At 60.2% G+C, this 26,239-nt stretch carries 23 protein-coding genes; 12 read left to right on the forward strand and 11 right to left on the reverse strand.

All coding sequences use genetic code 11. From position 1 onward, the window contains the following. Window positions 1-9 precede the first annotated feature (9 nt). Window positions 10-1,110, reverse strand: a complete 1,101-nt coding sequence (locus BGE01nite_RS23420; protein ID WP_146854296.1) for an ARPP-1 family domain-containing protein — start codon at window positions 1,108-1,110, stop codon at window positions 10-12. 237 nt (window positions 1,111-1,347) lie between these two features. Between BGE01nite_RS23420 and BGE01nite_RS23425 the strand changes: the two genes are divergently transcribed. The 3 genes from BGE01nite_RS23425 to BGE01nite_RS23435 all read left to right on the forward strand — a co-directional run bounded on the left by BGE01nite_RS23425 (window position 1,348) and on the right by BGE01nite_RS23435 (window position 3,495). Continuing rightward, window positions 1,348-2,502 carry a hypothetical protein gene (locus BGE01nite_RS23425; RefSeq protein ID WP_146854298.1) on the forward strand — a complete coding sequence of 385 codons (1,155 nt, stop codon included), beginning with the start codon at window positions 1,348-1,350 and terminating at the stop codon, window positions 2,500-2,502. A gap of 179 nt (window positions 2,503-2,681) precedes the next feature. After that, a complete protein-coding gene (locus tag BGE01nite_RS23430; RefSeq protein ID WP_146854300.1) occupies window positions 2,682-3,080 on the forward strand; it encodes a hypothetical protein in 399 nt (132 codons plus the stop codon). Further along, window positions 3,073-3,495 carry an HNH endonuclease gene (locus BGE01nite_RS23435; RefSeq protein ID WP_146854302.1) on the forward strand — a complete coding sequence of 141 codons (423 nt, stop codon included), beginning with the start codon at window positions 3,073-3,075 and terminating at the stop codon, window positions 3,493-3,495. Before BGE01nite_RS23430 ends, BGE01nite_RS23435 begins: the two co-directional genes overlap by 8 nt. A 51-nt stretch (window positions 3,496-3,546) precedes the next feature. Here BGE01nite_RS23435 and BGE01nite_RS23440 read toward each other — a convergent pair whose 3' ends face one another. Further along, on the reverse strand, window positions 3,547-3,942 hold the full coding sequence (locus BGE01nite_RS23440; protein WP_146854304.1) for an ACT domain-containing protein: 396 nt from the start codon (window positions 3,940-3,942) through the stop codon (window positions 3,547-3,549). Between the two features lie 48 nt (window positions 3,943-3,990). Then, window positions 3,991-5,106, reverse strand: coding sequence for a histidine decarboxylase (locus tag BGE01nite_RS23445; RefSeq protein WP_146854306.1), 1,116 nt, complete (start codon window positions 5,104-5,106; stop codon window positions 3,991-3,993). 284 nt (window positions 5,107-5,390) lie between these two features. On the opposite strand from BGE01nite_RS23445, the gene rpsO reads away from it, so the two are divergent. The 5 genes from rpsO to BGE01nite_RS23470 all read left to right on the forward strand — a co-directional run bounded on the left by rpsO (window position 5,391) and on the right by BGE01nite_RS23470 (window position 11,531). After that, the gene (rpsO, locus tag BGE01nite_RS23450; RefSeq protein WP_146854308.1) at window positions 5,391-5,648 is read left to right on the forward strand and encodes a 30S ribosomal protein S15; all 258 of its coding nucleotides are present in this window, start codon (window positions 5,391-5,393) and stop codon (window positions 5,646-5,648) included. Window positions 5,649-5,901: 253 nt separating this feature from the next. Further along, window positions 5,902-8,046 (forward strand): polyribonucleotide nucleotidyltransferase, encoded by a 2,145-nt coding sequence (locus BGE01nite_RS23455; protein WP_146854310.1) that lies wholly within the window; start codon window positions 5,902-5,904, stop codon window positions 8,044-8,046. A gap of 608 nt (window positions 8,047-8,654) precedes the next feature. Then, the gene (locus tag BGE01nite_RS29935) at window positions 8,655-9,086 is read left to right on the forward strand and encodes a PIN domain-containing protein (protein ID WP_146854312.1); all 432 of its coding nucleotides are present in this window, start codon (window positions 8,655-8,657) and stop codon (window positions 9,084-9,086) included. Window positions 9,087-9,312: 226 nt separating this feature from the next. Beyond that, window positions 9,313-10,761: a DUF1501 domain-containing protein gene (locus BGE01nite_RS23465; protein WP_146854314.1), complete on the forward strand. Its 1,449-nt coding sequence runs from the start codon at window positions 9,313-9,315 to the stop codon at window positions 10,759-10,761. Between the two features lie 47 nt (window positions 10,762-10,808). Further along, entirely contained in the window at window positions 10,809-11,531 is a 723-nt protein-coding gene (locus BGE01nite_RS23470) for a zinc metallopeptidase (protein WP_146854316.1), read from the forward strand. A gap of 33 nt (window positions 11,532-11,564) precedes the next feature. On the opposite strand, the gene BGE01nite_RS23475 is transcribed toward BGE01nite_RS23470, so the two are convergent. Together BGE01nite_RS23475 and BGE01nite_RS23480 are read right to left on the reverse strand one after the other, a co-directional pair. Then, window positions 11,565-12,614, reverse strand: a complete 1,050-nt coding sequence (locus BGE01nite_RS23475; RefSeq protein ID WP_146854318.1) for a D-alanyl-D-alanine carboxypeptidase family protein — start codon at window positions 12,612-12,614, stop codon at window positions 11,565-11,567. Window positions 12,615-12,629: 15 nt separating this feature from the next. Then, window positions 12,630-13,346 carry a type I 3-dehydroquinate dehydratase gene (locus BGE01nite_RS23480; protein ID WP_146854320.1) on the reverse strand — a complete coding sequence of 239 codons (717 nt, stop codon included), beginning with the start codon at window positions 13,344-13,346 and terminating at the stop codon, window positions 12,630-12,632. 61 nt (window positions 13,347-13,407) lie between these two features. On the opposite strand from BGE01nite_RS23480, the gene BGE01nite_RS23485 reads away from it, so the two are divergent. Then, window positions 13,408-14,802 (forward strand): exopolysaccharide biosynthesis polyprenyl glycosylphosphotransferase, encoded by a 1,395-nt coding sequence (locus BGE01nite_RS23485; RefSeq protein ID WP_146854322.1) that lies wholly within the window; start codon window positions 13,408-13,410, stop codon window positions 14,800-14,802. 448 nt (window positions 14,803-15,250) lie between these two features. On the opposite strand, the gene BGE01nite_RS23490 is transcribed toward BGE01nite_RS23485, so the two are convergent. The 5 genes from BGE01nite_RS23490 to BGE01nite_RS23510 all read right to left on the reverse strand — a co-directional run bounded on the left by BGE01nite_RS23490 (window position 15,251) and on the right by BGE01nite_RS23510 (window position 21,613). Next, the gene (locus tag BGE01nite_RS23490) at window positions 15,251-16,051 is read right to left on the reverse strand and encodes a KAR9 family protein (protein ID WP_146854324.1); all 801 of its coding nucleotides are present in this window, start codon (window positions 16,049-16,051) and stop codon (window positions 15,251-15,253) included. A gap of 162 nt (window positions 16,052-16,213) precedes the next feature. Further along, complete coding sequence (locus BGE01nite_RS23495; RefSeq protein ID WP_146854326.1) at window positions 16,214-17,269, reverse strand: peroxiredoxin family protein; 1,056 nt, start codon at window positions 17,267-17,269, stop codon at window positions 16,214-16,216. A gap of 23 nt (window positions 17,270-17,292) precedes the next feature. After that, window positions 17,293-18,405, reverse strand: a complete 1,113-nt coding sequence (locus BGE01nite_RS23500) for a CAP domain-containing protein (RefSeq protein ID WP_146854366.1) — start codon at window positions 18,403-18,405, stop codon at window positions 17,293-17,295. A 661-nt stretch (window positions 18,406-19,066) separates the two neighbouring features. Then, complete coding sequence (locus BGE01nite_RS23505) at window positions 19,067-20,197, reverse strand: ROK family protein (protein WP_146854328.1); 1,131 nt, start codon at window positions 20,195-20,197, stop codon at window positions 19,067-19,069. Window positions 20,198-20,209: 12 nt separating this feature from the next. Then, window positions 20,210-21,613 (reverse strand): FAD/NAD(P)-binding protein, encoded by a 1,404-nt coding sequence (locus tag BGE01nite_RS23510; protein WP_146854330.1) that lies wholly within the window; start codon window positions 21,611-21,613, stop codon window positions 20,210-20,212. A gap of 79 nt (window positions 21,614-21,692) precedes the next feature. Here BGE01nite_RS23510 and BGE01nite_RS23515 point away from each other — a divergent pair, with 79 nt between their 5' ends. The 3 genes from BGE01nite_RS23515 (at window position 21,693) to BGE01nite_RS23525 (ending at window position 25,435) form a co-directional block, all read left to right on the forward strand. Further along, entirely contained in the window at window positions 21,693-22,847 is a 1,155-nt protein-coding gene (locus BGE01nite_RS23515; protein ID WP_146854332.1) for an LLM class flavin-dependent oxidoreductase, read from the forward strand. Window positions 22,848-22,855: 8 nt separating this feature from the next. Next, window positions 22,856-23,902, forward strand: a complete 1,047-nt coding sequence (locus BGE01nite_RS23520) for a Gfo/Idh/MocA family protein (RefSeq protein WP_146854334.1) — start codon at window positions 22,856-22,858, stop codon at window positions 23,900-23,902. Window positions 23,903-24,163: 261 nt separating this feature from the next. After that, window positions 24,164-25,435 (forward strand): Gfo/Idh/MocA family protein, encoded by a 1,272-nt coding sequence (locus tag BGE01nite_RS23525; RefSeq protein ID WP_146854336.1) that lies wholly within the window; start codon window positions 24,164-24,166, stop codon window positions 25,433-25,435. Between the two features lie 58 nt (window positions 25,436-25,493). Here the strand turns inward: BGE01nite_RS23525 and BGE01nite_RS23530 are convergent, their stop codons facing one another. Further along, a complete protein-coding gene (locus tag BGE01nite_RS23530) occupies window positions 25,494-26,201 on the reverse strand; it encodes a hypothetical protein (protein ID WP_146854338.1) in 708 nt (235 codons plus the stop codon). Window positions 26,202-26,239 lie beyond the last annotated feature (38 nt).

The raw sequence follows: 26,239 nt of genomic DNA on the forward strand, positions 1-26,239 counted from the left end.
CCGCCTGCTTCATTTCTTGATGATGCTCCGCCTCAGCCACTTCCCATCATTCTTGTCGTCAGCGGTCTCAAAGAGGCAGGTTTCATCAGACTCCGCGCTCACATGTTTGAGGCTGCCCTGAAGCGGCTTTTTCGTGGCAGGGCTTTCTTCGGCCTTAGAGATGAACTTCATCACCTCTTCACTCGCCGCAGGCTTCTCGGCCTTCTTCGCATCCGCGAGCGAGATCGCCTCAGCGGCGATGCCCTCCAGCAGCTTTGGCCACACACGGCGGAAGAGATCATGCCCGGCGAAGATCTCCGCGCTGTTGACCTCGCCATTGATGACAAATACCACCCCCAGGCTGCGTGGCGATTTCTCCACAGCGCCTAACAAGGAGTCTTTAAAGGCGCCGATCTTTGTTTTGAGGTCCTTGTCCTCCAGGGTGAGCTGCAGGGAGCTCGCAGAGGCGGCAGGCTTCACATCCTTGCCGATGTTGCGGCTGATCTTCTCCTGCGTTTCCGCCACGGATTTCCACACCTCGCCCTGATTGGCCGCCTTGCGCACCGCGATCTTGCCTTCCTTGCTCGCGATCACATTTTTGGACGAACCAAAGTCACTCACGCTCTCGCCGCCGCGCTTTCTCCAGCGTCCCTGCTCCACGCAGAAGGAACCCACCGGCACCTCGCCAGACTTCGGTTTCAGAGGCAGATCACTGGCCAGTGTGCGGTCCTGCTGCCCGCCTTTCACAATGTCTCCTGCCATGATGAAGACCTCCTTGTCGTCTCCACGATTCTGCACGGTGAGCTCATTGACCTGCCCCGTCTCCTTCACCATCACCCCCTTCTTCTTCAGGCTCATCGCCTCGTCCAGCGTCAGCACCTGCGTGGTGTCCGCCAGATCATCACCTTCGATGAGGTAGACGTCGAGGTTGGCATGCGTCAGTGGCGTGCTGGCCTGCACCTTGCCTGCCAGACGTTTCAGCGTCGCAGGTTCTGCTTTTTCAGCAGGAGCTTGTTCGATCGTGTTACGCGATGTTTGCCGGGTCCGGGACTGGCCTGATGGAGAAACAGACTGCTGGGCCAGCAGCGCAGTGGCTGCGGCCAGGACAACGATGAGGTAGATAGGTTTCATGGCGAGGATGGAAGGATTCCACGCTCAGCATGCGGGCCGGCTCAGTGCAGGTCTGTAAAGCGAAGGTAAAACCAGGCCGGTTCGCGGCTGTACGTTGTTCACGCTTCAGCGTGTCTGGAACGCCCCCGAAACTTTTTTCACGAATCTCCGCAAGTTCCGGAAGTGACCTGCATCAGCGCTGTGAACAGGGGGCGCTCCGGTGCCCGAAAATATCAAAACTTCATCTCCACTCCTTCCATGAAAACACTCCTCACCTCCCTCGGCTCCACCACCACCCGCCGCAGTGCCCTTTTCTCCACCGCGCTGCTCGCCGCCAGCGTCTTCTTCCCAGGCCAGGCCTCGGCAGACAACATCAATGTCACCATGCCCACCGTGCCGCGCATCAACTCGTATGTGCCGGACCGTGTGGCCGGTGGCGAGACTTTGCTGATGAACCACACAGGCGATGTGAATCTGGGCAGCATGAGCAGCCTCGAGTTCAAGGCCACCAACGGCCGCACGCTTTCCGCCCCGATCACCCGCCTGACCAGCACGCTCTACCGCGTGAACGTGCCCGTCGGTGCCATCACCGGTGTGACCACGCTGGTGAGCCCCAGTGGCGACCGCCGGGATCAGCCTGCCATCACCATCGTGGCGCCAACCCTGAGAGCTCGCGGCATCAGCGTGATCAACCTCACCCAGTTCCGCGTGGACAGCGTGAAGAAAGGCGCCACCGAGCTGCTGCCTGCCGGCCAGTTCATTCCAGCCCGTGAAGCCCGCTTCGTCACTCATAACTTCAGCACGGAGCCAAACATCGCCCTCGACGTGCGCTACGTTTATCTTCCCCCCAGCCCGCCTCCTGGCGTTCTCACCCTCGGTGAAGCTCCCGTGCCGGTGCTGAATGAGCGCATCCTTGCCTCGCTGCCTCGCCCCACCACCAGCGGTCCTGTCACCGCGCTGAATACCCCGACGCGTCGTGAACTGGAACTCGAAGATCTCTCTGGCTTCGACCTCATGGGTGCTGTCAGCGGAGCCCAGGGCCACTGGCGCATCATCCAGGGCGATCGCAAGCGCAGCATGATCCTGCAGGGCCTTGGCAACAGCGGCACCATGACTCTCAAAGACACCTTCCTCAGTGGCAACTCCCTCTCCCGCCAGTTCAATGTCACGTTCTTCATGGCCGCCACGAACCCCGATGAAATCTCCATGGTCGTGCGTGACCCTTCCACCAATGCCCAGGTCGGCCAGACTGTCCGCATCCCGATTCCCTTTGATGTCTTCAGCACAGATACCCTCGGCTTCTTCAACCGCACTGAAGACGACCAGCGCGACAACGACTTCGGAACCCAGATCCGCGGCCAGAACCCCAATGTCTCCCCTCCGCTCCTTGTCCGCCGCGTGATCCTGAACTGAGACATCCACCAAGCTCCCGAACCCGCAGCGGCCATGCTTCACAAGCATGGCCGCTTTTTGTCAGTCGTGCATCGCGATTCAAATCGGGGCAGGGCGAAGCCTGTCTCGGCGCACGCAGCTCTCCGCCTCAAATGAAAGCTGGAGCTTGAGTTTTGAGCTTACGGCTGCATTTTTCTTTCATGTCCATGACCGCAACTAGTCTCACTCCGGCGCTGATTCTTCGCGAACTGGCCAAGATGAGTGTTTCTGAAGTCGAAGGGGTGATGGGAAAGCTCCAGGTCATCACGGCGGTGAAAAAGGGGGCGTTGAAACCTACCGAGGCCAGGCTCCTCAAGGTGATCAACGCGACGCTGCCTGCGACTGAACGTTTGAACTATCGAAAGCTCACCACTAAACGCAAAAATGGGACGCTGACACCCGTTGAACATCGTGAGTTGCTGCGTCTGTCCGATGAAGTGGAAACGCTGCACGCACGTCGAATGCAGAGCGTGGTGAAACTGGCTGCACTGCGCAAGGTGACCGTGCCGGAGATGATGAAGCGTTTAGGCCTGCCGAGACTTCCCCCAGTTCATGTCTGAACAAGTTGGCGCAGCTCTTCGCAGGCTGGTGCGTGCCAGGGCGCATGGCCGCTGTGAGTATTGCCGAACGCCTGAAGCCTATGCACCTGAGCGATTCTCCATCGAGCACATCTGTCCGCGCAGCAAACGCGGCCTTACCACGTTAGAAAATCTGGCTCTTTCCTGCCAGGGCTGCAACAATCACAAGTTCGTCCGCACCCGGGCTCCTGACCCCGTGACTGACATCATGACAGCCCTGTATCATCCACGCGAGCATCTGTGGCATGAGCATTTCGCATGGCTTCCTGATGCGCGCCGCCTTGTTGGCCTCACAGCGACCGGACGGGCGACGGTGGAAGCTTTGCGCTTGAACCGGCCTGGCCTCGTCAACCTTCGTGAAGCCCTGGTCGCTATTGGCATTCATCCACCTGATTGATGCAGCGACTCTCTGCGGGCTGGAAAGCCCGCGCGCCGCTGAGTCGCCGAACTAACTTTTCATCATCACATCCTCCAGCACGCCCTTGGCGGCTGTTTGATCAGACACTACGAGGCTGACGAGAGACTGGCTTCCATCCCGCCGCAGGATGTGCATGGAGCGGACGTCGATGCCGGCATCACGCAGACGCTTGGCGATGGTCGCCAGGGCGCCGGGTTTGTCCTCCAGGCGGATGACGAGCGCATCTTGAGTCACGGCGCGCAGGTTGGCGTCACTGAGGGCACGCAGGGCGGCATCGAGCTGGTCCACCATGAGGACGATGGTGCCGGTCTCCTCGATGCGGTCGGCGTCGATGTCTTCGATGTTAATGCCGGCATCTCCGAGGATGCTGGCCACCCGGGTGATCTCATCCGGATCCTGGCGGGTGAGGACGGTGATCTGTTTCATGAGAGGGAGGGGAATGCTTGAAGCTGTTTAAATTAAAATAAGTTAGGTCTAGGCCTTCAGGGCAGCGGTGAAATCACTCACGAACTCATCGATCACCGCCTCGTTCATGGGCGGCAGGGTGATGAGGTGGCCGATCTTCTTCTTCGGCGCGATGACCCACTTCTCCCGCAGGCTTTCCGGTGGGCGCGGAAAGACCACGGTCACGGAGTTTTCATCGTGCCTCCAGGCCTCGATGCCCGCGGAACGCAGCTTTTCCACCGCATAGACGGCGAGGCCGAGGCAGCGCTGCACAAGCTGGCGAATGCCATGGTCCCCCAGCTCCCGGAGGCGATACCACATCATCAGCGGAGTGATGGCGGAGCGCGAGCCGGAGATGGTGGTGTCCAGCGCGCCCACATACTCCACACTGCGGGCGATGCGGTCCACGTTGTGCTTTTTCGCCAAAGCGATGCCGCAGGGCAGGGGACAGCCGAGGAATTTGTGCCCGCTGATGGAGATGCTGTCCGCGCCATGGGCGAAGTTCCAGGGCTGAGGCTTTTCCACAAAGGGCAAGATCATGCCGCTGAGCGCGCAGTCTGCGTGGATGTAGTGCTCTCCGATGGCCAGGTCCTCCAGGATCTCGCGGATTTTTGCCAGGTCATCCACCGCGCCGGTCATGGTGCTGCCGATGTTGGCAAAGATGATGGGCGGCACGTCCCGGTGGATGCGCAGGGTCTCGCGGAGGTCATCGTAGTCCAGCTGGCCGTTCGGCTGGCTCTTGATCATGATGTTTCGCGTGTGCTGGAGGCGCAGGATCTTGGCCACGGAGTAGTGGGTGTCCTCGCTGAAGTAGACCATGCCGTTCGGGTGCAGCTCGCGGGCCACGTAGAGGCCATACATGTTTCCCTCCGTACCGCCATTCGTCACATACCCCCACCAGTCCCCCTCCGGGGCCTGCGCATAGCGGGCAAACTGCTCCACGGCCTCCCGCTCGAACTGATGGGTGTTCAAACGATAGTTGCTGCCTGCGAAAGGATCCCCGAGATTGTTCGAGGAAAATTCCAGGAAGCGGAAGAGGGGGGCGTAATCAAAAGTCTGGTTGCACGGGTAGCCGATGGATCGCGGGCGGAGTTCGCTGAAGCGCGCATACAACTCGTCGAGCCGGCGTTGGTCTTCTGGAGTCATGGTTGGGTGGGTTTAGACAGTAACGTGTGCGCCAGTGTGGAAAATCAGGCGGCAGGCCTGAAAATAGGGCCCGTGGGTCCTCTGTGGTTTGTTAGGACCTGTGAAGCATTGGCCGTGAGGCTGCTATCCCAGGGGAAACTGGGGTGCAAAACCCGCTAAAACCTGCCTTTTCATTGTGAAAAACCCCTTGCCAAATCCCGCTTCAGTGGGATCGTCGCGGCCCTTCAATTCCAAATTGAAACAACCCGCCTGACAAGTTGTCCGGCCTTACCCCAAGAGATACCATGAGCGAAGTCGCCACCGCCCCCGCCAGCTTCAAACTTCACGACAAAGACACCGGCAGCGCCGATGTCCAGATCGCTATTCTGACGGAGCGCATCAATCATCTGACCGGCCATTTGGCAACGAATTCCAAGGACCACAGCACCCGTCGCGGCCTTCTCCGCATGGTTGCCCGCCGCCGGAAGCTGCTTGATTACCTCAAGCTGACGGCCAATGATCGCTACACGAAGTCGATCAAGACCCTCGGTCTGCGCCGCTAATCCAAACTTTCCCGCCAAAAGGGGTGATGCCACGACGCATCGCCCCTTTTCGCTTGGCGGCATACTTGCCGCCATAGCATAGAGCAAAAAGCCTGGAGCCCGATTTCAGCCAGTTCTGCTGGCTGCATAATCGCATGTAGACATTTTTCGGCACTTCCTGCCCAAGTCTGCTTCTCCTCCTCGCTCCGCAAGCCCCGCTGCTCTCTGCTGAAGCCTTTCCCCCAAACAAAAAGACAAAGAAGAAACATAACCTATGGCAATCCATAAAGTAACAGCTCCCTGCGGTTCAGGGAACATCGAAATCGAAACAGGCAAGCTCGCTCACCTCGCCGATGGCGCCGTGACCGTCCGCCTCGGTGACACCATCGTCATCGTCACCGCCGTCTCCGCCACCAAGATCAAGGAAGGTCTCGACTTCTTCCCCCTCTCTGTGGAGTACAAGGAAAAAGCCTCTGCAGCCGGCAAGTTCCCCGGCGGCTACTTCAAGCGCGAAGGCCGCCCGACTGAGAAGGAAATCCTCACCTGCCGTATGACGGACCGCCCTCTGCGTCCGCTCTTCCCGAAAGGCTACCTTTACGAAACCCAGATCGTCTCCCTCCTCCTCAGCGCGGACGGTGAAAACGACTCTGATATTCTCAGCATCAACGGCGCCTCCGCCGCTCTTTGCGTGTCTGACATCCCCTTCGCAGGCCCGATCGGCGCCGTGCGCGTGGGCCGCGTGAATGGCCAGTTCGTGGTGAACCCGACGCACAGCCAGCGTGACTACAGCGACCTCGACCTCGTCTACGTGGGTAACAAGACCGACGTCATCATGATCGAAGGCGCCGCCAAGGAAATGCCTGAGGCTGACTTCATCGCCGCCCTCCGCTTCGCCCAGGAAAGCATCCAGGGCCTGGTGAAGGCCCAGGAAGAGCTCGCCACCCTCGCTGGCAAGGTGAAGCGCGTGATGCCCCTCATGCTCGTTCAGGACGACCTCCTCGAAGTGGCCTACCAGGTCGCTGGTGACCGCATCGAAGGCGCCATCTATCAGCCAAGCAAGGTCGCCCGTGGCAAGGCCATCGGCGCTCTCAAGGACGAAGTGGAAGCCGCCATCAAGGCCAAGTTCCCTGAAGCCACCGGTTACGCCATCGGCCAGGCCTTTGACTACCTGCAGAAGAAAGCCTTCCGCATCTCCATCCTGGACAAGCTTGCCCGCTGTGACGGTCGTGGCATCGACAAGATCCGCAATCTTTCCGGTGAAGTCTCCGTGCTCCCACGCACTCATGGCTCCGCCCTGTTTGCCCGTGGTGAGACCCAGGCTCTCTCCATCGCCACGCTGGCTCCAGCGGACGAAGCCCAGGAAATGGACACCTACGCAGGTGGCCCAGATTCGAAGCGCTTCATCCTTCACTACAACTTCCCTCCCTTCTCCGTCGGTGAGTGCGGCCGCTTCGGTGGTCAGAACCGTCGTGAGATCGGTCACGGCGCTCTTGCCGAGCGCTCCATCGAGCCGGTGATCCCTGAGAAGTCCGTGTTCCCTTACGCCATCCGCGTTTCCAGCGAAGTCATGGCCTCCAACGGCTCCACCTCCATGGCCTCCGTGTGCTCCGGCGTCATGGCCCTCATGGACGCAGGCGTGCCTCTGAAGCGCCCTGTGGCTGGCATCTCCGTCGGTCTCGTCACTGAGTTCGACGCGAATGACAGCATGAAGCGCTACCTCACCATGATGGACATCCTCGGTTCCGAGGACCATTTCGGTGACATGGACTTCAAGCTTTGCGGCACCTCTGAAGGTGTGACCGGCTACCAGCTGGACCTCAAGCTTCCTGGCATCCCTCTGAGCATCCTCGAGGAAGCCATCGGCAAGGCCAAGAACGGCCGCACGGAAGTGCTCGGCGCCATGGCCCAGGCCATCGCTGAAGTGAAGCCTCTGAGCCCGCACGCTCCTCGCATCGAGATCGTGAAGATCAACCCAGACAAGATCGGTGAGCTCATCGGTCCTGGCGGCAAGAACATCAAGGGCATCCAGGCCGAGTCCGGCGCTGAGATCAGCATCGAAGATGACGGCACCGTGTATGTCTACGCCTCCCGCAAGGAAGGCCTGGAGCGCGCTCTGGAGATGATCAGCGGCGTGTCCGCCGAGGTCGAAGTGGGCAAGCTTTACACCGGCAAGGTCGTCAGCACGACGAACTTCGGTGCCTTCATGCGCCTCTTCGGCAACAAGGACGGCCTGATCCACATCAGCGAACTCGCCGACTTCCGCGTCAACAAGACCGAGGACGTCGTGAAAGTGGGCGACATGGTCACCGCCAAGTGCATCGGCATCGATGACAAGGGCAAGGTGAAGATGAGCCGCAAGGCCGCCATGAAGGAGAAGGACGAAGCCGCCAAGGCCGGTGCCGAGGCTCCTGCCGCCTGATCTGCATTCGTCTAACGAAGAATAAAATCAACAACGAGGCCGCTGGTGACCCCAGCGGCTTTTTTGTGGGCATGAATCGCGAGCCGGAGGCTCGCAAGCTGGTAGCCGGGGGTGAAGTGAGCGTAGCGAGTGAGAACCCCCGGAATAACCAAAGCACCGCACCTTGCCAGGCCTGCGCTCTGGAAGAGCGCGAGAAATCACCGAAGAGCAGGTCATGGGTGAGATCGCCGATTTCTCGCGCACCTGCCGGTGCGCGTGTTTGATGAGATCACACGGTGGATCGTATGCCGCCGCTACATCACACGCATATTGCCAATTGCCAAAGCTGGATAATCAGACATCATGTTCCCATGAGCACTGTCGGTCTTGAAAAACTACCTTTGCCTGTAGTCCGGGCCATTCGAGCCGGGAAGCGGCTTCGCATAACGACGTCCGGTCAAACTGTCGCTATCCTGGAGCCTCAAGAGATCCCGACGCCTGGGCCTAAACGTCAACGTTCCAAGCTCACTGCGGAGCAGTGGATTGCTACCGTAGGTGACAGACTCGCCGCGCATCGGGATCTCGACGCAGCCAAGATCGTGCGTGTTGCACGTGACCGAGAATAGTCGATGCAATTTTGGGATACCAGCGGTCTGCTTTCTCTGGTGCTCAAAGATGGGCACTATCGAAAAGCCTGCCAGTGGCTCATGAGTGCACGCGAACCGCATATCACGTCTTCCTTGGTCGTCTTCGAGGCAGAAAATCGGCTTCATGCCCTCCAGATGGATCTTGTCCTGAGCAGAGATGATTACTCCCAGTGTCTCACGGCGTTGCGACTGCTAGTTTCCTCCAGACTGATTGCCGAACGCCATCTTCGAAACACACGCTCCTTGTCAGCGGAGTGCCGCAGGCTCATCACCGTTACTTCACCTCATGTGGTTCACAGCAGCATGGATGTGCTTCATGTAGCTTCGGCGCTCGTTCTGAGAGCCGGTTGTTTTCGCACCTTTGATCGAAAGCAAAATTCTTTGGCTGGTGCTGCGGGTCTCGCTGCTTCATAACAGTTTTCGCCCATATGCCTCCGCTCTCCCTCGAGATGCCTCCTCCCCAAAACTGGGGTGAACACCGGTGACGACCATATACTACTTTGGTGCGTATCTAGGGGTGACAGCATCACGTCACTCCCCAAGAGAGGCGCGGACCGGCAACGGTTCGCGCCTCAATTTTTGGGCGGGGGCTCGACTCGTGCTGGCTGATGCGGCAGGATGAGGGCATATTCATTTCGCTATGAAGTCCCCCCAGTCCACCCGCCGGCGGTTCCTCGGCCAGAGTGCCTGCTCCGCCGTGAGCAGCATCCCCATGATGAACACGCTGCTGAATCTGCAGATGGCAGGGAAGGCCGCCGCGCAGGCGCCGGTGTCTGACTACAAGACGCTCGTCTGCTTCTTCCTCCACGGCGGCATGGACAGCTACAACTGGCTGGTGCCACGTGATGCGACCCGCCATGGCATCTACTCCGCCACGCGTGGAAATCTGGCGCTGGGCAGCGGCCAGGTCCTGCCGCTGAACCAAAGCGGTGGCGATGGCCAGCTCTACGGCATCCACCCGAGCTGCACGGGCATCCAGCAGCTCTTCAATGGCCTCGGTGGTGACACGAACAAACGCCGCGCTGCCTTCCTGACCAATGTAGGCACTCTCATCGAGCCAGTGACCAAAGCGCAGTATCTGGCGGAAAGCGTGCCGCTGCCGAAGTCTCTCTACTCGCATAGCGATCAGGTGGACCAGTGGCAAACCTCCGTGCCGCAGGGCCTTTCACAACTCAGCGGCTGGGGCGGTCGTCTGGCGGACCTCATGCACACCACGGCGAATGGTTCCACCAGCATCGCCATGAACATCTCGCTGGCGGGAAACAATCTCTTCCAGGTGGGGAACAACACCACGCAGTTCGTCGTCACGAACAGCGGTGCGCTGCGTCTCTCCGGTGAGGATCAGCTGAGTGCCACGCACCCGCTGCGCCTGAAGAATGCCGCGCACAAGAGCATCATCGAGCAGACTTATGGGAACATGATGCAGCAGTCCTATGCGCAGCTAACCAAAAGCAGCATCGAGCTCCAGGAGTTCTTCCTCCAGCAGTTTAACAACTACAACGCCAGTGCCATCACGGGCCTCTTTCCTGCCAATAATTGGATAGGCGATAACTTCCTCGCGGCGGCGAAGATGATCGCGCTGCGTCAGGCACTGGGCTTGCATCGTCAGACCATCTTCATCAGTCATCCAGGTTGGGATCATCACCTGGAGCTTCTCGACTCCCAGGAGGAGATGCTGGACACGCTGGATGATGCCGTCTTCGCCTTCCAGCGCGCCATCGAGCAGCTCGGCCTGCAGGACAGCGTGGTCACCTTCACCGCGTCTGACTTCGGCCGCACGCTGCGCAGCAATGGCCGCGGCACTGATCATGCCTGGGGTGGCAATGCCATGGTCATGGGCGGCCCTGTGCAGGGTGGCCGTATCTACGGCACCTTCCCGAATCTGGCGCTCGAGAGCAATGATGACACCGGCTATGGCGGCCGCCTCATCCCGACCACCAGCGTGGACCAGTTCTTCGCGGAACTGCTGCGCTGGTTCGGCGTGCCTGCGGCCAGCATGAGCACCGTGCTGCCAAACATCAGCCACTTCTACAACGTGAACTCCAGCAGTCTGCCCATCGGTTTCTTGAAGCCGGGAATGTGGTCTTGATCTTCACCTCGATCTAGATCGAGCGCGTTCCTCCCGTATCATCTCGCATGCTTGTCATTCCTATTCTGCTTCTCGTCGTCTGCATCGGCATCTGCCGCTGGGCTTCAGGGCGCTACGAGGACATGTGGCAGCAGGGCTCGAAAGAGCGCGTGCCCACCGCGCACACGGGTGCTGAGATGGCGCAGCTGTTCTTCAATTTCGAAGGCATCAGCGATGTCGAGATCATTGAGCACAACGGCGTGGTCACGAACTACTTCGATCCCTCGCGCCGTCGCCTGTTTCTGAATCGTGAAGTCGCTAAGGGCACCACCATGGCCGCCTGGACCGTGGCCCTGCATGAGGCCGGTCACGCCGCGCAGGAAGGCGAGGCCTTGGGCGAGCTGAAGTGGCGCCAGTCCGTGATCAAGCTCACGCGCTATGCACCCACATTGGCCGCGGTGATTGCCGTCGGCGCCATGATCCTGCTCAAGTTTCCGCCACGCTTTGCCATGATGGCCCTTTTGGCCATGTGCCTCGTCATCTTGCTGTTGAACCTCGGGACGATGAGCACCGAGTTCAAAGCCAACGCCAGCGTCCGTCGCTTCCTGGAAAAGCACCTCGCCAAATGGTCCTTGGCCCGGGACAAGATGGATGGGTATCTGCATCGCGCCGCCACGCGCGAGGTCGGAGACATGCTGCGTTCCCCGCGTTACTTTTTCTTCAGCGCCATGCCTGGAACCGGGGCCTCACGACCGGTGAAGAAGGATGAGATGACCGATCCCAAGGCGTGAGGGAGTCGCGGGGCGACTTCCCCACACTTCCGGTTACGCCTTCAGAGCCCAGTCCAGCAGCGCCTGCGCATCACGCCAGACTCCGCCCTCGGTGTCATTTAGCACCACCACGATGCGGCGCCTGCCATTGCGCTCACCACTGGCTACAAGGCAGTAGCCTGCGGCATCGGTATAACCAGTTTTCATACCATCACAGTAGCCAGCGCTGCGCAGCACACGGTTCGTGTTGGACAGCTCCGTGGTCTTGCCGTTCGGCCACTTGAAGGTGTAGCTGGTCATCTTCACGATCTTGCGGACGTCCGGCAGCTTGTCACAAGCCTTGGCGATCACGCTCAGCTCACGCGCCGTGGAGAAAGGCTCGTCACCATCCTTGGTCGGCAGACCATGCGGATTGCGGTAGTGGCTGTTGGCCAGGCCGAGTTCTTTGCACTTCGCATTCATCTTGGCCACAAAGGCTTCCACACTGCCCGCATTGTCGCGGGCCAGTGCTTGCGCGATGTCGTTGGAGCTCTTCACCAGCACCGCGCTCAGCAACTGGCGGCGTGTGTACTGCTCACCCGCCTTGATGCCGAGACGCACGGGCGCGCACTGTGTGTCGCTCTGCTCCACGGTGATGATCTTGTCCAGATCACCGGTCTCGACCACAATCAGCGCGGTCATCAGCTTCGTGGTGCTGGCGATCGCGCCCTGCTTGTCGGAGTTCTTCTCCCAAAGGATCTCATCCGAGGTGGGATCAATGACGATCACACGATCCGCCGTGACGAGAGGGATGGGGCCGCGCAGTTGCTTGATCTCCACCTCACGGCGCACGCGCTTCGTCTTCTCCACCTCTTCACTGAGTTGCTTCTTCAGCATCTCCACGGTCTGCTCACGCGAGACCAGGTCCAGGCGCTGGCCTTCGATGATCTGCTTCTGCTTGGTGATCTCGGACTCGCGGCGAATCACGTCCGCCTCCTTGGCATTCACCTCCTCCTCCCGCCACTTCAGGCGGGCTTCTTTTTCAGGGTCGCCACAGCCAGTGCCGACCAGGGCGAGCGCCGTGGCGAGCAGGGTGGTTTTGAAGACATGTGCGGCAGGCTTCATATCACAGATGGAAAGTTAGAGTTCGGCGAGCAATTCCTTCAGGCGTGCGGCAGGCCACTGACCGGGGGCATTGGACTCACCAATGAAGCCGTAGTTCAGCAGGCTGCCAGCCTTTGCAAGCACCAACCGGGAGATGCGGCCCCACGGCCCCATGCCCATGCTGGAAAGGCGGAGACGATGCTGGTCCCCGGTGATCTGCATCAGACGCACCAAATCTGCCTGGGAGTTCAGAAACGTGGCGATCTTCACCGCATCCAGCCCGGCAGGCTGGGCAAAGCCGATGGCGCCTCGCAGTACATCATCTCCAGGGGTTGCCTGGAAGTCATGGAAGGATCCCATGACCTTCACGCCTTTGGCATGCGCCTTCTCCACGATCGGCTTCATCTCCATCGCACTGCGAAGTTCGATGTCGACCAGGATCGCCAGATCCAGCAGCGGCTCGATCATCGCCATGCGCTCCGCCGCGACAACGCTGCCCTGGCCGCCCTCGGCCGGGTGACGTGCGGTGAGCAGGATGGGGGTGGCATTCTCGCCGTGAACCAAGGCATCCCGCACCTCGTCCGCGGGCATTTTGAGGGTGTCGAGCCGAAGCTCGATCAGGTCACAGGTGGCCTCGCGCTGGTCGCGCGGCATCCGGGCCCAGGTGGACAGGGTAGCGGCATCCGGGATGACCCCCACGGTCAGCGGACGGGTCGCTTGCAGAGGGCTTTGGGTAGAAACAAGTTGTGCCATTCGCTAGGAATGTTATAATTTTAATAGGAATAAACTAATTCAGAATTGGTTACTCATCAATATGCTGGGTCGAAGACAGGAAATCAATTTGCAGCTCACAGAGTTGTTAGACAGCGCCCTTCTCGGGTTCTGTCTTTGGTTGGCCCATTTTCTGAGAGCCTCACTGGCACCGAGCTTCTGGCCTGACTTGGTGGAGATCCCGCCGCTCGAAGAGCTCTACTGGATCATGGCCGTGGTGGTGCCTTTCACGCCGGTCGCCTTGGAGATGCGCGGCTTCTACTCAAACATCTTCCACAAGACTCCTGGCAAAAGCCTGCGCCAGCTCGCGGAGACTCTGGTCATCATGGGCATGGTCATCGGCACGATGGTGGTCTTTCTGAAATGGAGCGTGCCCAGCCGTGCGGTGGTCATCCTGGCCATTTCCTTGTCGGCGGTCGCCCTGCTGCTCCGTGAAGCCTTTCAGCGCGAGCAGATCCGCCGCAGTCTCGCCACTGGCAAAGGGCGTGAACGTGTGATCGTCGCCGGTGCCGCGCAGGACGTGATGCACTTTGAAGATCAAATGCCGCCGGAGCAGCGCGCCGGTATCGAGGTCGTCGCACGGATCGATATCACGCAGCAACCTGTGAGTGATCTCGTGAAGGCCATGCATGAAGTCTCCGCCTCACGCGTGCTCTTCGCCGCGCAGCATGTGCATTTCGGTAAGATCGAGGAAGCCGTGCAGGCCTGTGAAACGGAAGGCGTGGAGGCCTGGATCTCCGCGGACTTCTTCCAGACCGCCATCGCGCGTCCCACCTTTGACGTGTTCGGTGGCAAGCTCATGCTCGTCTTCCACAGCACACCGCAGATCTCATGGTCCCTGGTGTTCAAGGACATCATGGACCGCATCGGCGCCTTCGTGCTGCTCCTGCTCACCTCGCCGTTTTGGATCATGGCCGCCATCGGCATTCGTCTCGCTTCCAAGGGGCCCGTCTTCTTCCGCCAGGAGCGCTCCGGACTGTATGGGAAGCCTTTCAACATGTGGAAGTTCCGCACCATGCACACCGATGCGGAGACCAAGCGCGCCGAGCTGGAATGTCTCAACGAGATGGACGGCCCCGTCTTCAAAATCAAAGACGATCCCCGCATTTTTGGTTTGGGCCGCTGGCTGCGAAAAACCAGCATCGACGAACTGCCGCAACTGCTCAATGTGCTGCGCGGCGAGATGAGCCTCGTCGGCCCGCGACCGCTGCCCGTGTATGAGATCAACCGCATCGAGAAGCATGCGCAGCGCCGCCGTCTCAGCGTGAAGCCCGGCCTCACCTGTCTCTGGCAGGTCACCGGCCGCAACGGCATCAAGAACTTCGAAGACTGGGTCGCCCTCGATCTCAAGTACATCGACAACTGGTCCCTCTGGCTGGACCTCAAGATCCTCGTGAAGACCCTTCCTGCCGTCCTTCGCGGCCTCGGCGCTTCTTGAGAAATTGAGCTGTCGTTGGTTAGGCTTGCGACGCCGAAGTCGCGAAGCGTCCCGGAGTGCGGTGGCAGAGATGCACGGGCCACCGTGCGTCGTCGACACCGCTCTCGAGCGCACACGACATTCTCCTGCTCCAAGGTCGTTCTGTGCGCACGGCAATCAACTCATCCCATATTCAACCATGTGTGAGTGCACACCATACACTGAAGTCGCGAAGCGTCCTGGACTGCGCCGGCCCTCCGGCGCTTTCGCCGAAGAGAGTGATCCACAAGCTTCAAGAGAGGCTCAACCCCAACTGACCTTCGCATTCACTCTGCGTGAACTCCATCATCAGGCCTTCGAGAGCGCCAGAGGGCAGGCGCACTCCAGGACGCTGCCGCGAAGCCCGCCATGCCACGATTCAACCAGCCTAACTAAAAGTCTAACATTGTGGTGGTTCGCCTCACCCGTCTCAATTCTCCTTCGGCTGCGCCTTGTCCTTGTCAGCGCCGCCTTCAGGCTTCGCCGGAGTCTCCGTTGAACCATTGCCATTCTTCTTGTTATCCGCCTGGGAGGTCGGCGGCACGCGGAAGAGCTTGCCGGAATACGGATCCTTCACCTTCTCACCGGCAGGCAGGCCGGTCACATCCACCAGCTGCTTTTTCGAAGGGTCGGTATAAGGACTCACCACCATCCCTGGGCGGCCCGCCACCGGAGTGCCAAATGGCAGGTTCTCTTCCACCGCCGGCACTGCAGGGAGCACGGGGGCTGGTGTGACAGTGCTGGACTTCGGCGCAGGTGTGTCAGTCACCACCTTGTCAGGCACCTTGTTGCCTGAAGAGCGGTTCCTCGCGGGAGTGGGTGAAGGTGTCGGCCCTTCATCATCCACGATCACCGGGGAGCTTCTCCGCGGCCTGCTCGGTGCGGTGTAGCGCTCCACGGTGCGCGGACGATACGGCACGCGATCATAGTCCGCTCTCAGATTGCGGTTCGTCTGATAGGTGCTGCGATACGGCACCTGGCGGATCGCCCGCGGCTCCGTGTAGGGCTGCTGCGTCTGAAACGGAGCATTCGTGGAGGCATACGCACTGCCGCCGTAGTAGCCCGGGTAGTAACCACGGCTGTAGTCCGTGCCCAGATAGGTGAAGAGGCCTTTGCTCTGGATCTCACGCATCGCGTAGCGTGGGGGCAGTTTGCAGCTGGCCAGCGCACCGGCGATCACGGTCATGGCAATCAGGCGCATCGCAAGGCGGGCGGTCGTTTCCGTTTTCATAGGATCGGGTGCGTTGAGGTGGAGTTGCTGAACTTTAAGAACTGTGAGACTCAGCGGCAAGAGCATTCTCGGGAGCTTTTGGTCGTCTTTGTCAGGGTTGAGAGTCCTTAACCAAACTAAAGCTTTTCGCCGCTAGGCCTAACATAAGATGCGGTCACGACTTCAAGCGCCCAGCTTGATGCGGATCGCCTCCAGGCTGGTGTTCTTCAAAAGGATCACGCCCTTCTCATCCAGCAGGTAGATCGTGGGGAAGTTGCGCAGGTTGAACATGCTGGTGATCGGCCCGCTGGTGGTGCCGTCAGACCAGTTCCGGAAGTTTACCTCATAGGTCTGGTAAGCCTTCTTGGCCTCTTCTGGGATGTCCGTGTTCACGCCCAGCACCACCACACCTTTTTCCTTCGTGTCGGTGGCCAGCTTGTTCATCAGCGGGATCGTGCCGTGGCAGGCATGGCACCAGCCGCCCCAGAAGATGAGCACCACCTTCTTCCCTTTGAAATCCGCCAGCTTGAAGGCGCCGCCGTCCACATCCTTGCCCTCAATGTCAGGGCAGGGGCTGCCCACGGAGAGGTTCTGCAGCTCAAACATGGTCCGGCTCGTCTGATCCGCGAGCGGGAAGCCATTGATGGCGGAGTCGCCGAACTTCGCGCTGATCTCCTGGAAGTAGTTCATGGCCTGCTCCTTCGCCTCGGCCGCGGTCTTCTCATCCGTGGCGGCCTCATAGCGGCGGAAATGCTGCATGCCCAGCGCATAGGTGGCGGCGGCCTGCTCCGTCTTGTTCGGGTTCTGCTCGCGCACCGCCTTCAGGATCGGTCCACCAATCTCATAAGGGTAGAATTCGAGTGACTTCACCGCTGCGGCAATGCCTGAATGCTTCACATGCGAGGTGCCCAGCATCTGCAGCGCCGTCTGCCCTTCAGGGAAGCCGCTGGCCTGCGTGACCAGCCAGGAAACACCCACCGCAGATCCTGCATCACCCAGGTGCTCCTGCACCATCGCCAGCACCTTCTTCGCATACGGCTCCGCGCTCGGCACTGTGGCGCGATACTTGTCCTTCTCCTCCTCGGTCTTCGCCTCGATGATCTTCATCGTGTTCGCCCGCACTGTGTTTTCATACTCATCGATCAGCGCGCGGATGGCCTTGGCCGTGGCATCGGGTTCCTGAGCATGAAGGGTCAGGCTGAGGCAGAGGCTGGTAAGCAGGACGAGCAGGGGTTTCATAAGGTCGGGAGCGAATCAGGGAATCAAGGGCGGCGACGGCGCGAAAACAACATCAACGACAGCAAAAGCAAGCCAGCGCTTCCAGGCTCAGGCACGGCCACAAAGGAGGTATACACATTGTCATAAAAGGTCGCCCAGTCGGGATTCGCCTGCGTCCCATAGTTCTCCATGCGGGTGTTTAAAGAGAAAGTCTGCGGTCCTTGTCCCGTGCCGGGAGCCTCCACCCGGTACTCCGTGCCGTCCGTCAATCCGGTGAGAGCGATGTTAAACCCTCCCACACTATTGGTTTGGCCGGAGGCCACCAGGTTGCCGTTCGTGTTGTCATACACAAAGACCAGCACACCGCTCACCCCCTCGCCGGGGGTATAAAAGTTGTCGCTGAGCACCGAGTCATCAAAAATGCTCCCCGTGAGGATCGCATCGGAGACCAGGTTCACACCTTCCAGCCGTCGCGCATTGCCCAGATGCTCTGTGATCACCACCGGCCCTGTCACTTCGCCATTCGTGATCGGGATGGAGATGGTCTGAAAGCCGATGCCGATCTCTTTATAAAGAGGATCCATCAAGGCTGCACGATGTGTGGCCCCTGGCTGAATCCCCGTGCCGCTGCCTCCGTCCGGACCCCAGTCGATCGCCAGCGCCGAGTGCGCATGCATGCCATCCGCTGCTGTGGCAAAGAGTGTCTGCGCCGCATCTCCCCAGTTGGAGCTATACCCCGCATTCACGATCCGCTGCCCCACAGACATGCCATCCAGCCCGTGCGCCTGCTGGTCCTGAGTGACCATCAGGTTCGAATAGGTATTTGAGGCCGCTGCCAGGGAATCATTCCACGCCAGCGGCGGTGCTGCCGTCAGCGTGCCCCATTGCGAGGCCAGCGCACTGGCGCTCACCCCATAAAAATCCAGCGCCGCCGCCACCGTCGGGTGATCCGACTTCAGCGTGTCCCACACCCCTGGGGAGGACATGTTCACCAGATTCTCAAGCTCTCCTCCCGGGTTCATCCGCATCCGGTTCACCAGCTCCAGCATATACTGCTGCTCCGCCGTCGGGTCCGCCTTCAGCACCAGCGGCAGACCAAGCGCCAGCACACCCATCCAAAGGAGGGGGCGGCGGAATGAGCTGAGAGCGAAGGGCATGAGTTGATTAATTTATGGTAATTATAAGCCCCCGTAAACGAGAATTTACACTCCTCACCGGTCGGATTGGGTTGGATCAGGCCGGATCCGCCCACTTTTGAAAAAGCAGCCTGGATTGACCTGGATTTGGTTGGATCGCCCTCTGAGGAGCCCAAGTCGCTCCCCCGCGACACACGTTTCACCATCTAAACTCTTCAGCGCCAAAGGCGCGTCCAATACCAGCCTAGGGCGTCTAGCCCTAGGTCCCTGAGACCGCAAAGCGCCAAGCGCTGAAAGCGCGTCCCATGCACAAATGACCCTGAACCTCCATCCCATCGCCCTCCATCCAACGAGGTCGGATCCACTCGGATTGGCTCGGATCGGCCTCCTTTGCCCTGCGTCCCGAGCACTCCGTGGCTCCCCTCTGCAAACCATCGTCAACAACCGTCAACCACCGTAAACAACTGTAAACGGCTCTCTTGGCCCGTCTCCCGTCCCTTTCCGCATATTCCGTGCATTCCGTAGGCCCACCTCTGTGTCGCCAAATCTCCTGTGAAAAAATCATTCATAGCCCCGCACTCAACCCCAACCACCTCATCCCGAAAAGTGTCCCAAGCGGCCCCTTTGGACACCGCGCCACCACCATCTCCGTCCCCCCAAATCATAAGTCAAAAATCATAAATCATAAATAGTTAGCCGGCCCCCATCCCTCCATCGCATGGCTCGCCGCCCCCAGCGCCCCCGCATCATCTCCCAGCGTCGAAATCACCACACTCGGCGGCATGCTCCCCAGCGCTGGCATCAACTTCACCGCCCGCTGTGAAATCTCCCTTCCAAACCGCTCTCCCAGCGCCGTCAGCGGCCCATGTAGAAAGTAAGCCGGAGTATCCAGCAGCAGATGCAGCAGTCCCATGACCCGCGCATAATCATCGATCAGCGCCTCCCACGCCTCACCCTCACTCTCCGCCAGTCCCTCTAGCGCCGCATGCAGATCCACTGGAAGCCGCGCCCGATTCGAAACTCCCGCCAGCCTCCGCCAGACCGCCGGTGAAGACAGCGCATCATGCATCTCCTTGCCCTCGCCCATGAGCGGCCAGACCCAGCGGCCGATCTCCCCGCTCGCGTGATGCGCACCACTCATGAGCCGTCCGTTCTTCACCACGGCGATGCCGAACCCACTGCGTGGACCGAGGATGACATAGTCATCCAGCTCACGACCGCCGCCGAACCAACGTTCTGCCAAGGCGATCACCCGCAAATTGTTCTCCACAATCACCGGCACCTTGAATAACTTCTCAAGATCCGCTTTGAGCGGAATGTTGTCCCAGCCCGGAATGAAGGTGTAGTGCACCCCCACGCCTGCTTCCGGGTTCACAATGCCCGGCGCGCCCGCGCCGATCTGCAGCAGCGGCCCCGAGGCACCCTGGCGCAAGCTTTTGATCACCTCACTGATCTCCTTCATCACGGAAGCTGCATCCGCATCTTCCGGCAAAGGCCGGCTCAGCGAGCGTGTCGGCACTCCGGAGAAATCCAGCCGCACCGCCTGCACACGCTCCGCGTTGAACTCGATCCCCGCAAACCATCCCGCCTCCGCCACCGTGCTCAGGTTGCGCTTCGGCCGGCCGATCCGGCCCTGCTCCAAACCTGACTCCAGGAGGTGTCCGGACCCAATGAGCTGGTCCACATAGTCTCCCGCCGTCGTCGGCGAGATGCGCATGATCTCCGCCAGGATGCGGCGCGAGGTCGCCCGCCCGCTGCGCACATGCAGCAGCGTCTGGGCGAGGTTGTGGCGCAGTTCTTCGGCGTTTCTCATGACCAGGGAAAATTAGATCATGTACTCCATCATCACTTTTTGTTCGATCGTTGGTTCGGTCGTCTCGCCCAGCAGCGTCTCGGCCACGCGTCGCGCCTGCCCGCGCAGCTCCGGCACCGCGATGGTCTCCCAATACGTGCCGCGCAGCAGTGGCCCGATGGCCAAAAGACTCGGGGACGGCTTGCCCTCCCCATCCACGATCGTATGTCCCGGCGTGATCCTCACGCCCATGTCCATGTCATCGGGTGACACCGAGCCACGACGCAGCAGATTCTGCAGCAGCCCGGAACTCGTCGCCGTGAAGCGTGTCTGCGGACCCGTGGCATTGATCACCAGATCACCCGTGATCGTCTTGCCACCGCAGAGCTGCACCTCCACTCGCTGATCGGCGGCACTCACTTTTTCAATGTTCGCCGCATGCACCTGCAGTTGGCCCGTGAGCTGCATCGTCGTGATCTGCGCATGGATCTCGGGCGCGATTCGATGCCGGATGATGTTCCACTTCGCCGCATGATGCTTGGCAAAGCTGAGCCGCTCCTCCAGCGTCAGTTTTTGCCAGATGCGCTGCGTATGCGCACGCATTTTGTCCACAATGATACCCGGGTTCGCGCCCATGTCGCGCAGCCGGTTGCAGTGGCCCTCGACCAGCTTCACCAGCCTCTCCAGGCCCAGCTCCGCCAGATCCACACCCTCAGGAGGAAAGTCCGGATACTCGATCCCGCGAAAGTGTGACTGCGGCAGCCAGCCATGACGGGAGATGGCATGCACACGCCCATACCACCCTAGCGATCGCAGTGTGATCAACGAATCCACCGTCGTCAGACCCGTGCCCAGCAGCACAATGCTCCCGTCCGAGGCCGGCAGCCGTCCCAGCCAGTCTAACCAAGGATTGCCCAACCATCCCGGATGATCGGTTAAAGCCTCCGCACCCGGCAGTGGCGCAGGCGCTTCATTGCCTGAAGCCAGCACAACGCGGTCCGCCTCGATGACACGTCCATTGGACAAAATCACGCCGCGCTCATCCACATCCACCGCCTCACCATCCACAAACTCCGCCGCACTCAAATAGTGGTGCATGAGGGACCTCAGATAGTCGCCATAGACCAGACGCGGGATGAACCGTTCGCGCAGCTCGTGCTCGGGCAGTGTGTCATACTCCGTGCGCGTGCGCAGCCAGTTCACAAAATGGTCCGGGATGTCCGGGAAGGCGGACATGTTTCGCGCGGCCACATTCAGCAGATGCTCCGCGCGTCGCGTGCTGTAGGCCACTCCGCGACCGGTGGGCCGCTGCCCGTTGATGATCGTCAGCCGCACCGTCCGCCGTGCCAGCCGCATCACATTCACGGCTGTCATGAGACCGCTGAATCCTCCTCCGACGATGACAATGCTCTGGGGAGTGGCGGGAGGCGTGCTCATAAAGACAGAACGTTTTGCCTTGAATCCAAGCCGCCCTCAAGACAATAATCTAATATTGGAATAAATAATAATACTTGGCATGCCTCCCCCCATCCCTGTTCGCACGATTGACCGACAATGCGAAGTCGCCTGGTTCTCAGCCCTTTGCGGAGATGACTATGAATACCTCGGTGTGCCGGACGGCACGCTGCGTTCCAACTACGAGCACTGTGGTGAGATCGTCCGCCGCGCGGATGCGCACGGCTATCAAAACATCCTCCTGCCTTCCGGCTGGATTGTCGGCCAGGATGCGCTGGCCTTTGCCTCCGCCATGGCGCCGAAGACGCAGCAGATCAACCAGCTCGTGGCCCTGCGCATGGGCGAGGTCTGGCCGCCCATGCTCGCACGTGCTCTGGCCACCGTGGACCACATCGCCAAAGGGCGCCTCTGCATTAACATCATCTCCTCCGACATGCCCGGCCTGAAGGAGAGCAATGAAGTGCGCTATGAGCGCAGCAGCGAGATCATCCAGATCCTCCAAGGTCTCTGGCGCACGGACGGCCCCTTCGAGTGGAAAGGGAAATATTATCAGTTCAGCCTGCCGAACACGGAAGCCGCAAAGCCTTACCAGCAGAACGGCGGCCCGCTCATGTACTTCGGCGGCATCTCTCCGCTCGCGCAGGATCTCTGTGCGAAGCATTGCGATGTCTTCCTGATGTGGCCGGAGACAGAAGACCGCATCGCCGAGACTATGCGCAGCATGTCTGAAAAAGCCGCCGCGTATGGCCGCACCATCGACTTCGGTTTTCGCGCGCATGTCATCGTCCGCGAGACCGAGGCTGAGGCCCGTGCTGCTGCTGACAAGCTCATCTCCAAGCTCGATGCCGAAAAGGGTGCCGAGATCAAGGCGCGCAGCATGGATTCCCAAAGCGCCGGCGTGAAGCGCCAGGATGAACTGCGTGAGCAAAGCAAGGATCTCTACATCGAGCCACATCTCTGGAGCGGCATCGGCCTCGCTCGCAGCGGCTGCGCCAGCGCCATCGTCGGCGATCCCGAGCAAGTGCTCGCCAAGCTTCATCGCTACATGGACATGGGCATGCGCGCCTTCATCCTCAGCGGTTATCCGCATCTGGAGGAGTGTGACCTTTTTGCGAAGCACGTCCTGCCACGCCTGCCCACCTGTCGTCTGAATGAAGTGCAGGGCCGCCTCGTTCCTCATCCCGTCACGCCGCTCACAACCGCACCTCGTTACTGATTTCTTTTATGTCCGCCCCCGTTCGCTTCGCCCTCGCCGGATTCGGTGCCTGGGGCAAATTTCACGCTCAATCCATCGCGCAAAATCCCGAGGCACATCTCGTGGCCATCAGCGCACCCTCCGAAGCCTCGCGCGCTGAAGCCCGCCAGCTTTATCCCGACGCGCAGATCTTCGCCGACAGCCTCGAGATGATCGCGCAGGTTGACTTTGATATCCTTGATATCGTCACGCCCAGTCACACGCATCGCGAGATCGCCCTCGCCGCTATGCAAAAGGGCAAGCACGTGCTTCTCGAGAAGCCCATGGCCATCACGCTGGATGATTGCAAAGCCATCACGGCCGGCGCTCGCGAGCATGGTGTGCATCTCGCTGTCGGTCATGAGCTTCGTCTCTCCAGCCAGTGGGGACGCATCAAGGAGATCATCGATGCCGGCACCATTGGCGATCCGCAGTATGTGCTCGTTGAGCTCTTACGGAAACCTTACCGCCTTGGCGCCAGCGGCTGGCGCTATGATCAGAATCGCGTCGGCAGTTGGGTGCTTGAGGAGCCCATCCATTTCTTCGACCTCGCCCGCTGGTATCTCGAAAGCAGCGGCGACCCCGTGGAGCTCTACGCCTACGGCAACTCGCGCGATCCACAGCGCCCCACGCTGTATGATAACTTTAGCGCCATGTTCAAATACCCGAACGGCAGTTATGCCGTCGTCTCGCAAACCCTCGCCGCCTTTGAGCATCATCAAACCGTCAAAGTCAGCGGCACCAAGGGAGCCCTCTGGGCCGGCTGGAGCGGCGCCCTCGACCGCACCCTCGAACCGACAGCCTTCCTCCGCGTCTTCGATGGCGAAAAGCTCGAAGAAGTAACCCTCACCAAACAAAGCGGCGAAGTCTTCGAGCTCCGCGAGGAGATCGCCCAGAGCATCGCCATGGTCCGCCACGGCAAACCACCCATCGCCACCGGCCTCGACGGCCTCTGGAGTGCTGGCCTCTGCCTCGTCGCCGAAGAATCCATCCGCCAAGGCAAGCCGCTGCCGGTGGCGGACATGCTGAAGTTTTAAGGTAGAAAGATTGAGGGTAGAAAAATTTTCCTGAACCCATGCTCATCGAATACCTCATGTGCTCCATAGCCTCGCAGATCGTCTGCTGGCGAGCCGGAGGCTCGAGAGAAGGTAGCCGGGGGTGGAGCGGAACCGCGAAGCGGTGTAGCGTGAACCCCCGGAATAACAAACAACATCGCATCTCACCTCATCGCCTCCTGGAGGGAGGCGAGAAGTCATCGACAACTTGCTGAACCTTCATAGGACAACCTAACAACAACCATGACCACACGCCGAACCTTTCTTTCCGCGACCGCCATGACGGCAGCGACGCATGCCTTCGCTGCTGGAGGTGATAGTGACATCAAAATCGCGCTCATCGGTTGCGGTGGGCGTGGCACCGGAGCCTGCAACCAAGCCCTCTCCGCCGGTTCCACCATCAAACTGGTTGCCGTCGTCGATCCACTCGAGAAGAAGGCGCAGGACGCCCTGAACATCCTCAAAGAAAAACACGAAGGCCAGATCAACGTCCCGCCCGAACATGTCTTCACGAACTTCGAGGACTACAAGAAAGCCTTCGATCTCGCGGACGTGGTCCTCATCACCACACCTCCGGGTCCGCGTCCCTTCCTCTTTGAACAAGCCATCAAAGCCGGCAAACATGTCTTCATGGAGAAGCCCGTCGCCGTGGATGCTGCGGGTGTGCGTCGTGTGCTCGCCGCTTCCGCGGAAGCGAAGAAAAAGAACCTCAATGTCTGCGTCGGTTTCCAGCGTCGTTACGCACCGAGCTACATCGATGTCATCAACCGCATCCAGGGAGGAGAGATCGGCGACCTCGTCTATGGCCGTGTGTATTGGAACGGCACCTCGCGCCCAGGCTTCCCGCGTGAGCCGGGCGAGAGCGAACTGCATTACCAAATCCGGAACTGGTATTTCTTCACCTGGATGAGCGGCGACCACATCCTCGAGCAGCATTGCCACAACCTCGATGTCGCGAACTGGGTCATGCAGGGCAAGATGCCGCTGCGTGCCGTGGGGCAGGGCGGTCGCCAGGTGCGCCGTGCCAAGGAGAACGGCACCATCTTTGATCATCACACCGTCGAGTTCGAATACGACAACGGTTTCCGCCTGCTGAGCCAGTGCTGCCAGATCGGCGGCAAGTGCCAGAAGGACGTGAGCGAGCATTTCCACGGCGTGAAAGGCAGCGCTGATCTCGCCGCCAACGGTCGCTTCCTCATCAACGGCCAGCCACCCGGCGGCAAGCGCACGCGTAACAAAGAGGATGCTTACCAGCTCGAGCACGATGCTTTCTTTGAAAACATCCGCACCGGCAAGATGCGCAATGATGCCGACTACGCCGCGCATAGCACCATGATGGGCGTCATGGGCCGCATGGCCACCTACACCGGTCAGGTCATCACCTGGGAACAGGCCATGAACTCGCAGGAAGTGCTCGTGCCAGACAACATCACCTGGAACACCGAACCACCCGTGAAGCCTGATGTCGATGGCTGGTATCCCGTGGCCATCCCCGGCACCACCATGCCCGTCTGACATCCAAGGAATCAAGGAGCGGGACTTGCCAAGTCCCGCGCTGCTGCCGCCCATGACCTCAACTGATCAGCAAAAGCCGCTTCTGTCTCGCGATGGGATCCGGCGCGCGATGAATGCACGGCGGCACCGGCGAGTCCGGATACTCTGTGGCAATGCGCCACAGATTCCCGACACCAAACGTGTAAGGCTTCGCTTCCGGCAGAGGCGCATAATGCAGATCGTAAAAGTGATCGTTCAGCCACTCCGCAAACCCTTCGTCATCACTCCCTCCATAGATCCGCAGCAGCTCCGCACGCGTCTCCGGAATAAGCGCACGACCGATCGCCTCCTCATTCAGCAAACCTTCCGACGAAGCCCCATGATAGGTGCAGAGCCAGGTGTCCGCCTCCGCTGTGGCGCTATCGACATGAAACGAGCACACGTCCGTGCGCACCGGCCCCGTCTCTTCACGCTGCACATACCCATTCACACAGTCGAGCACCGGATCCAGCCCCAGCTCGCTCAGCCTCTCTTGATCCGCGATCATGATCTCCACCGCAGTCTTGCCTGCGGCACTCAGCGGCAGCGCGCGGAGCTCCTCCGCACTGAGATGTGTGATGCCCGGCGGCATGTCCAGATGCGCCACGATCTCGGCAAAGTCTCCCTCCAGCACACGCGGCCAGCAGAGCGCGTTTATCCCGTCGCAAAAGCGCGTGTCCACCAGCTCCTCAAAGCTGGTCACGAGCCGCACGCGCGGGTTGTTCTGAAAAAGGTCGGGGCTGGGCATGGGAAGCGTCCCTTTATAGCAAGCCAGCCAGTTTCGTC

It is taken from the genome of Prosthecobacter gellanilyticus (assembly GCF_007992435.1).
Classification (GTDB): Bacteria; Verrucomicrobiota; Verrucomicrobiia; order Verrucomicrobiales; family Verrucomicrobiaceae; genus Prosthecobacter; species Prosthecobacter gellanilyticus.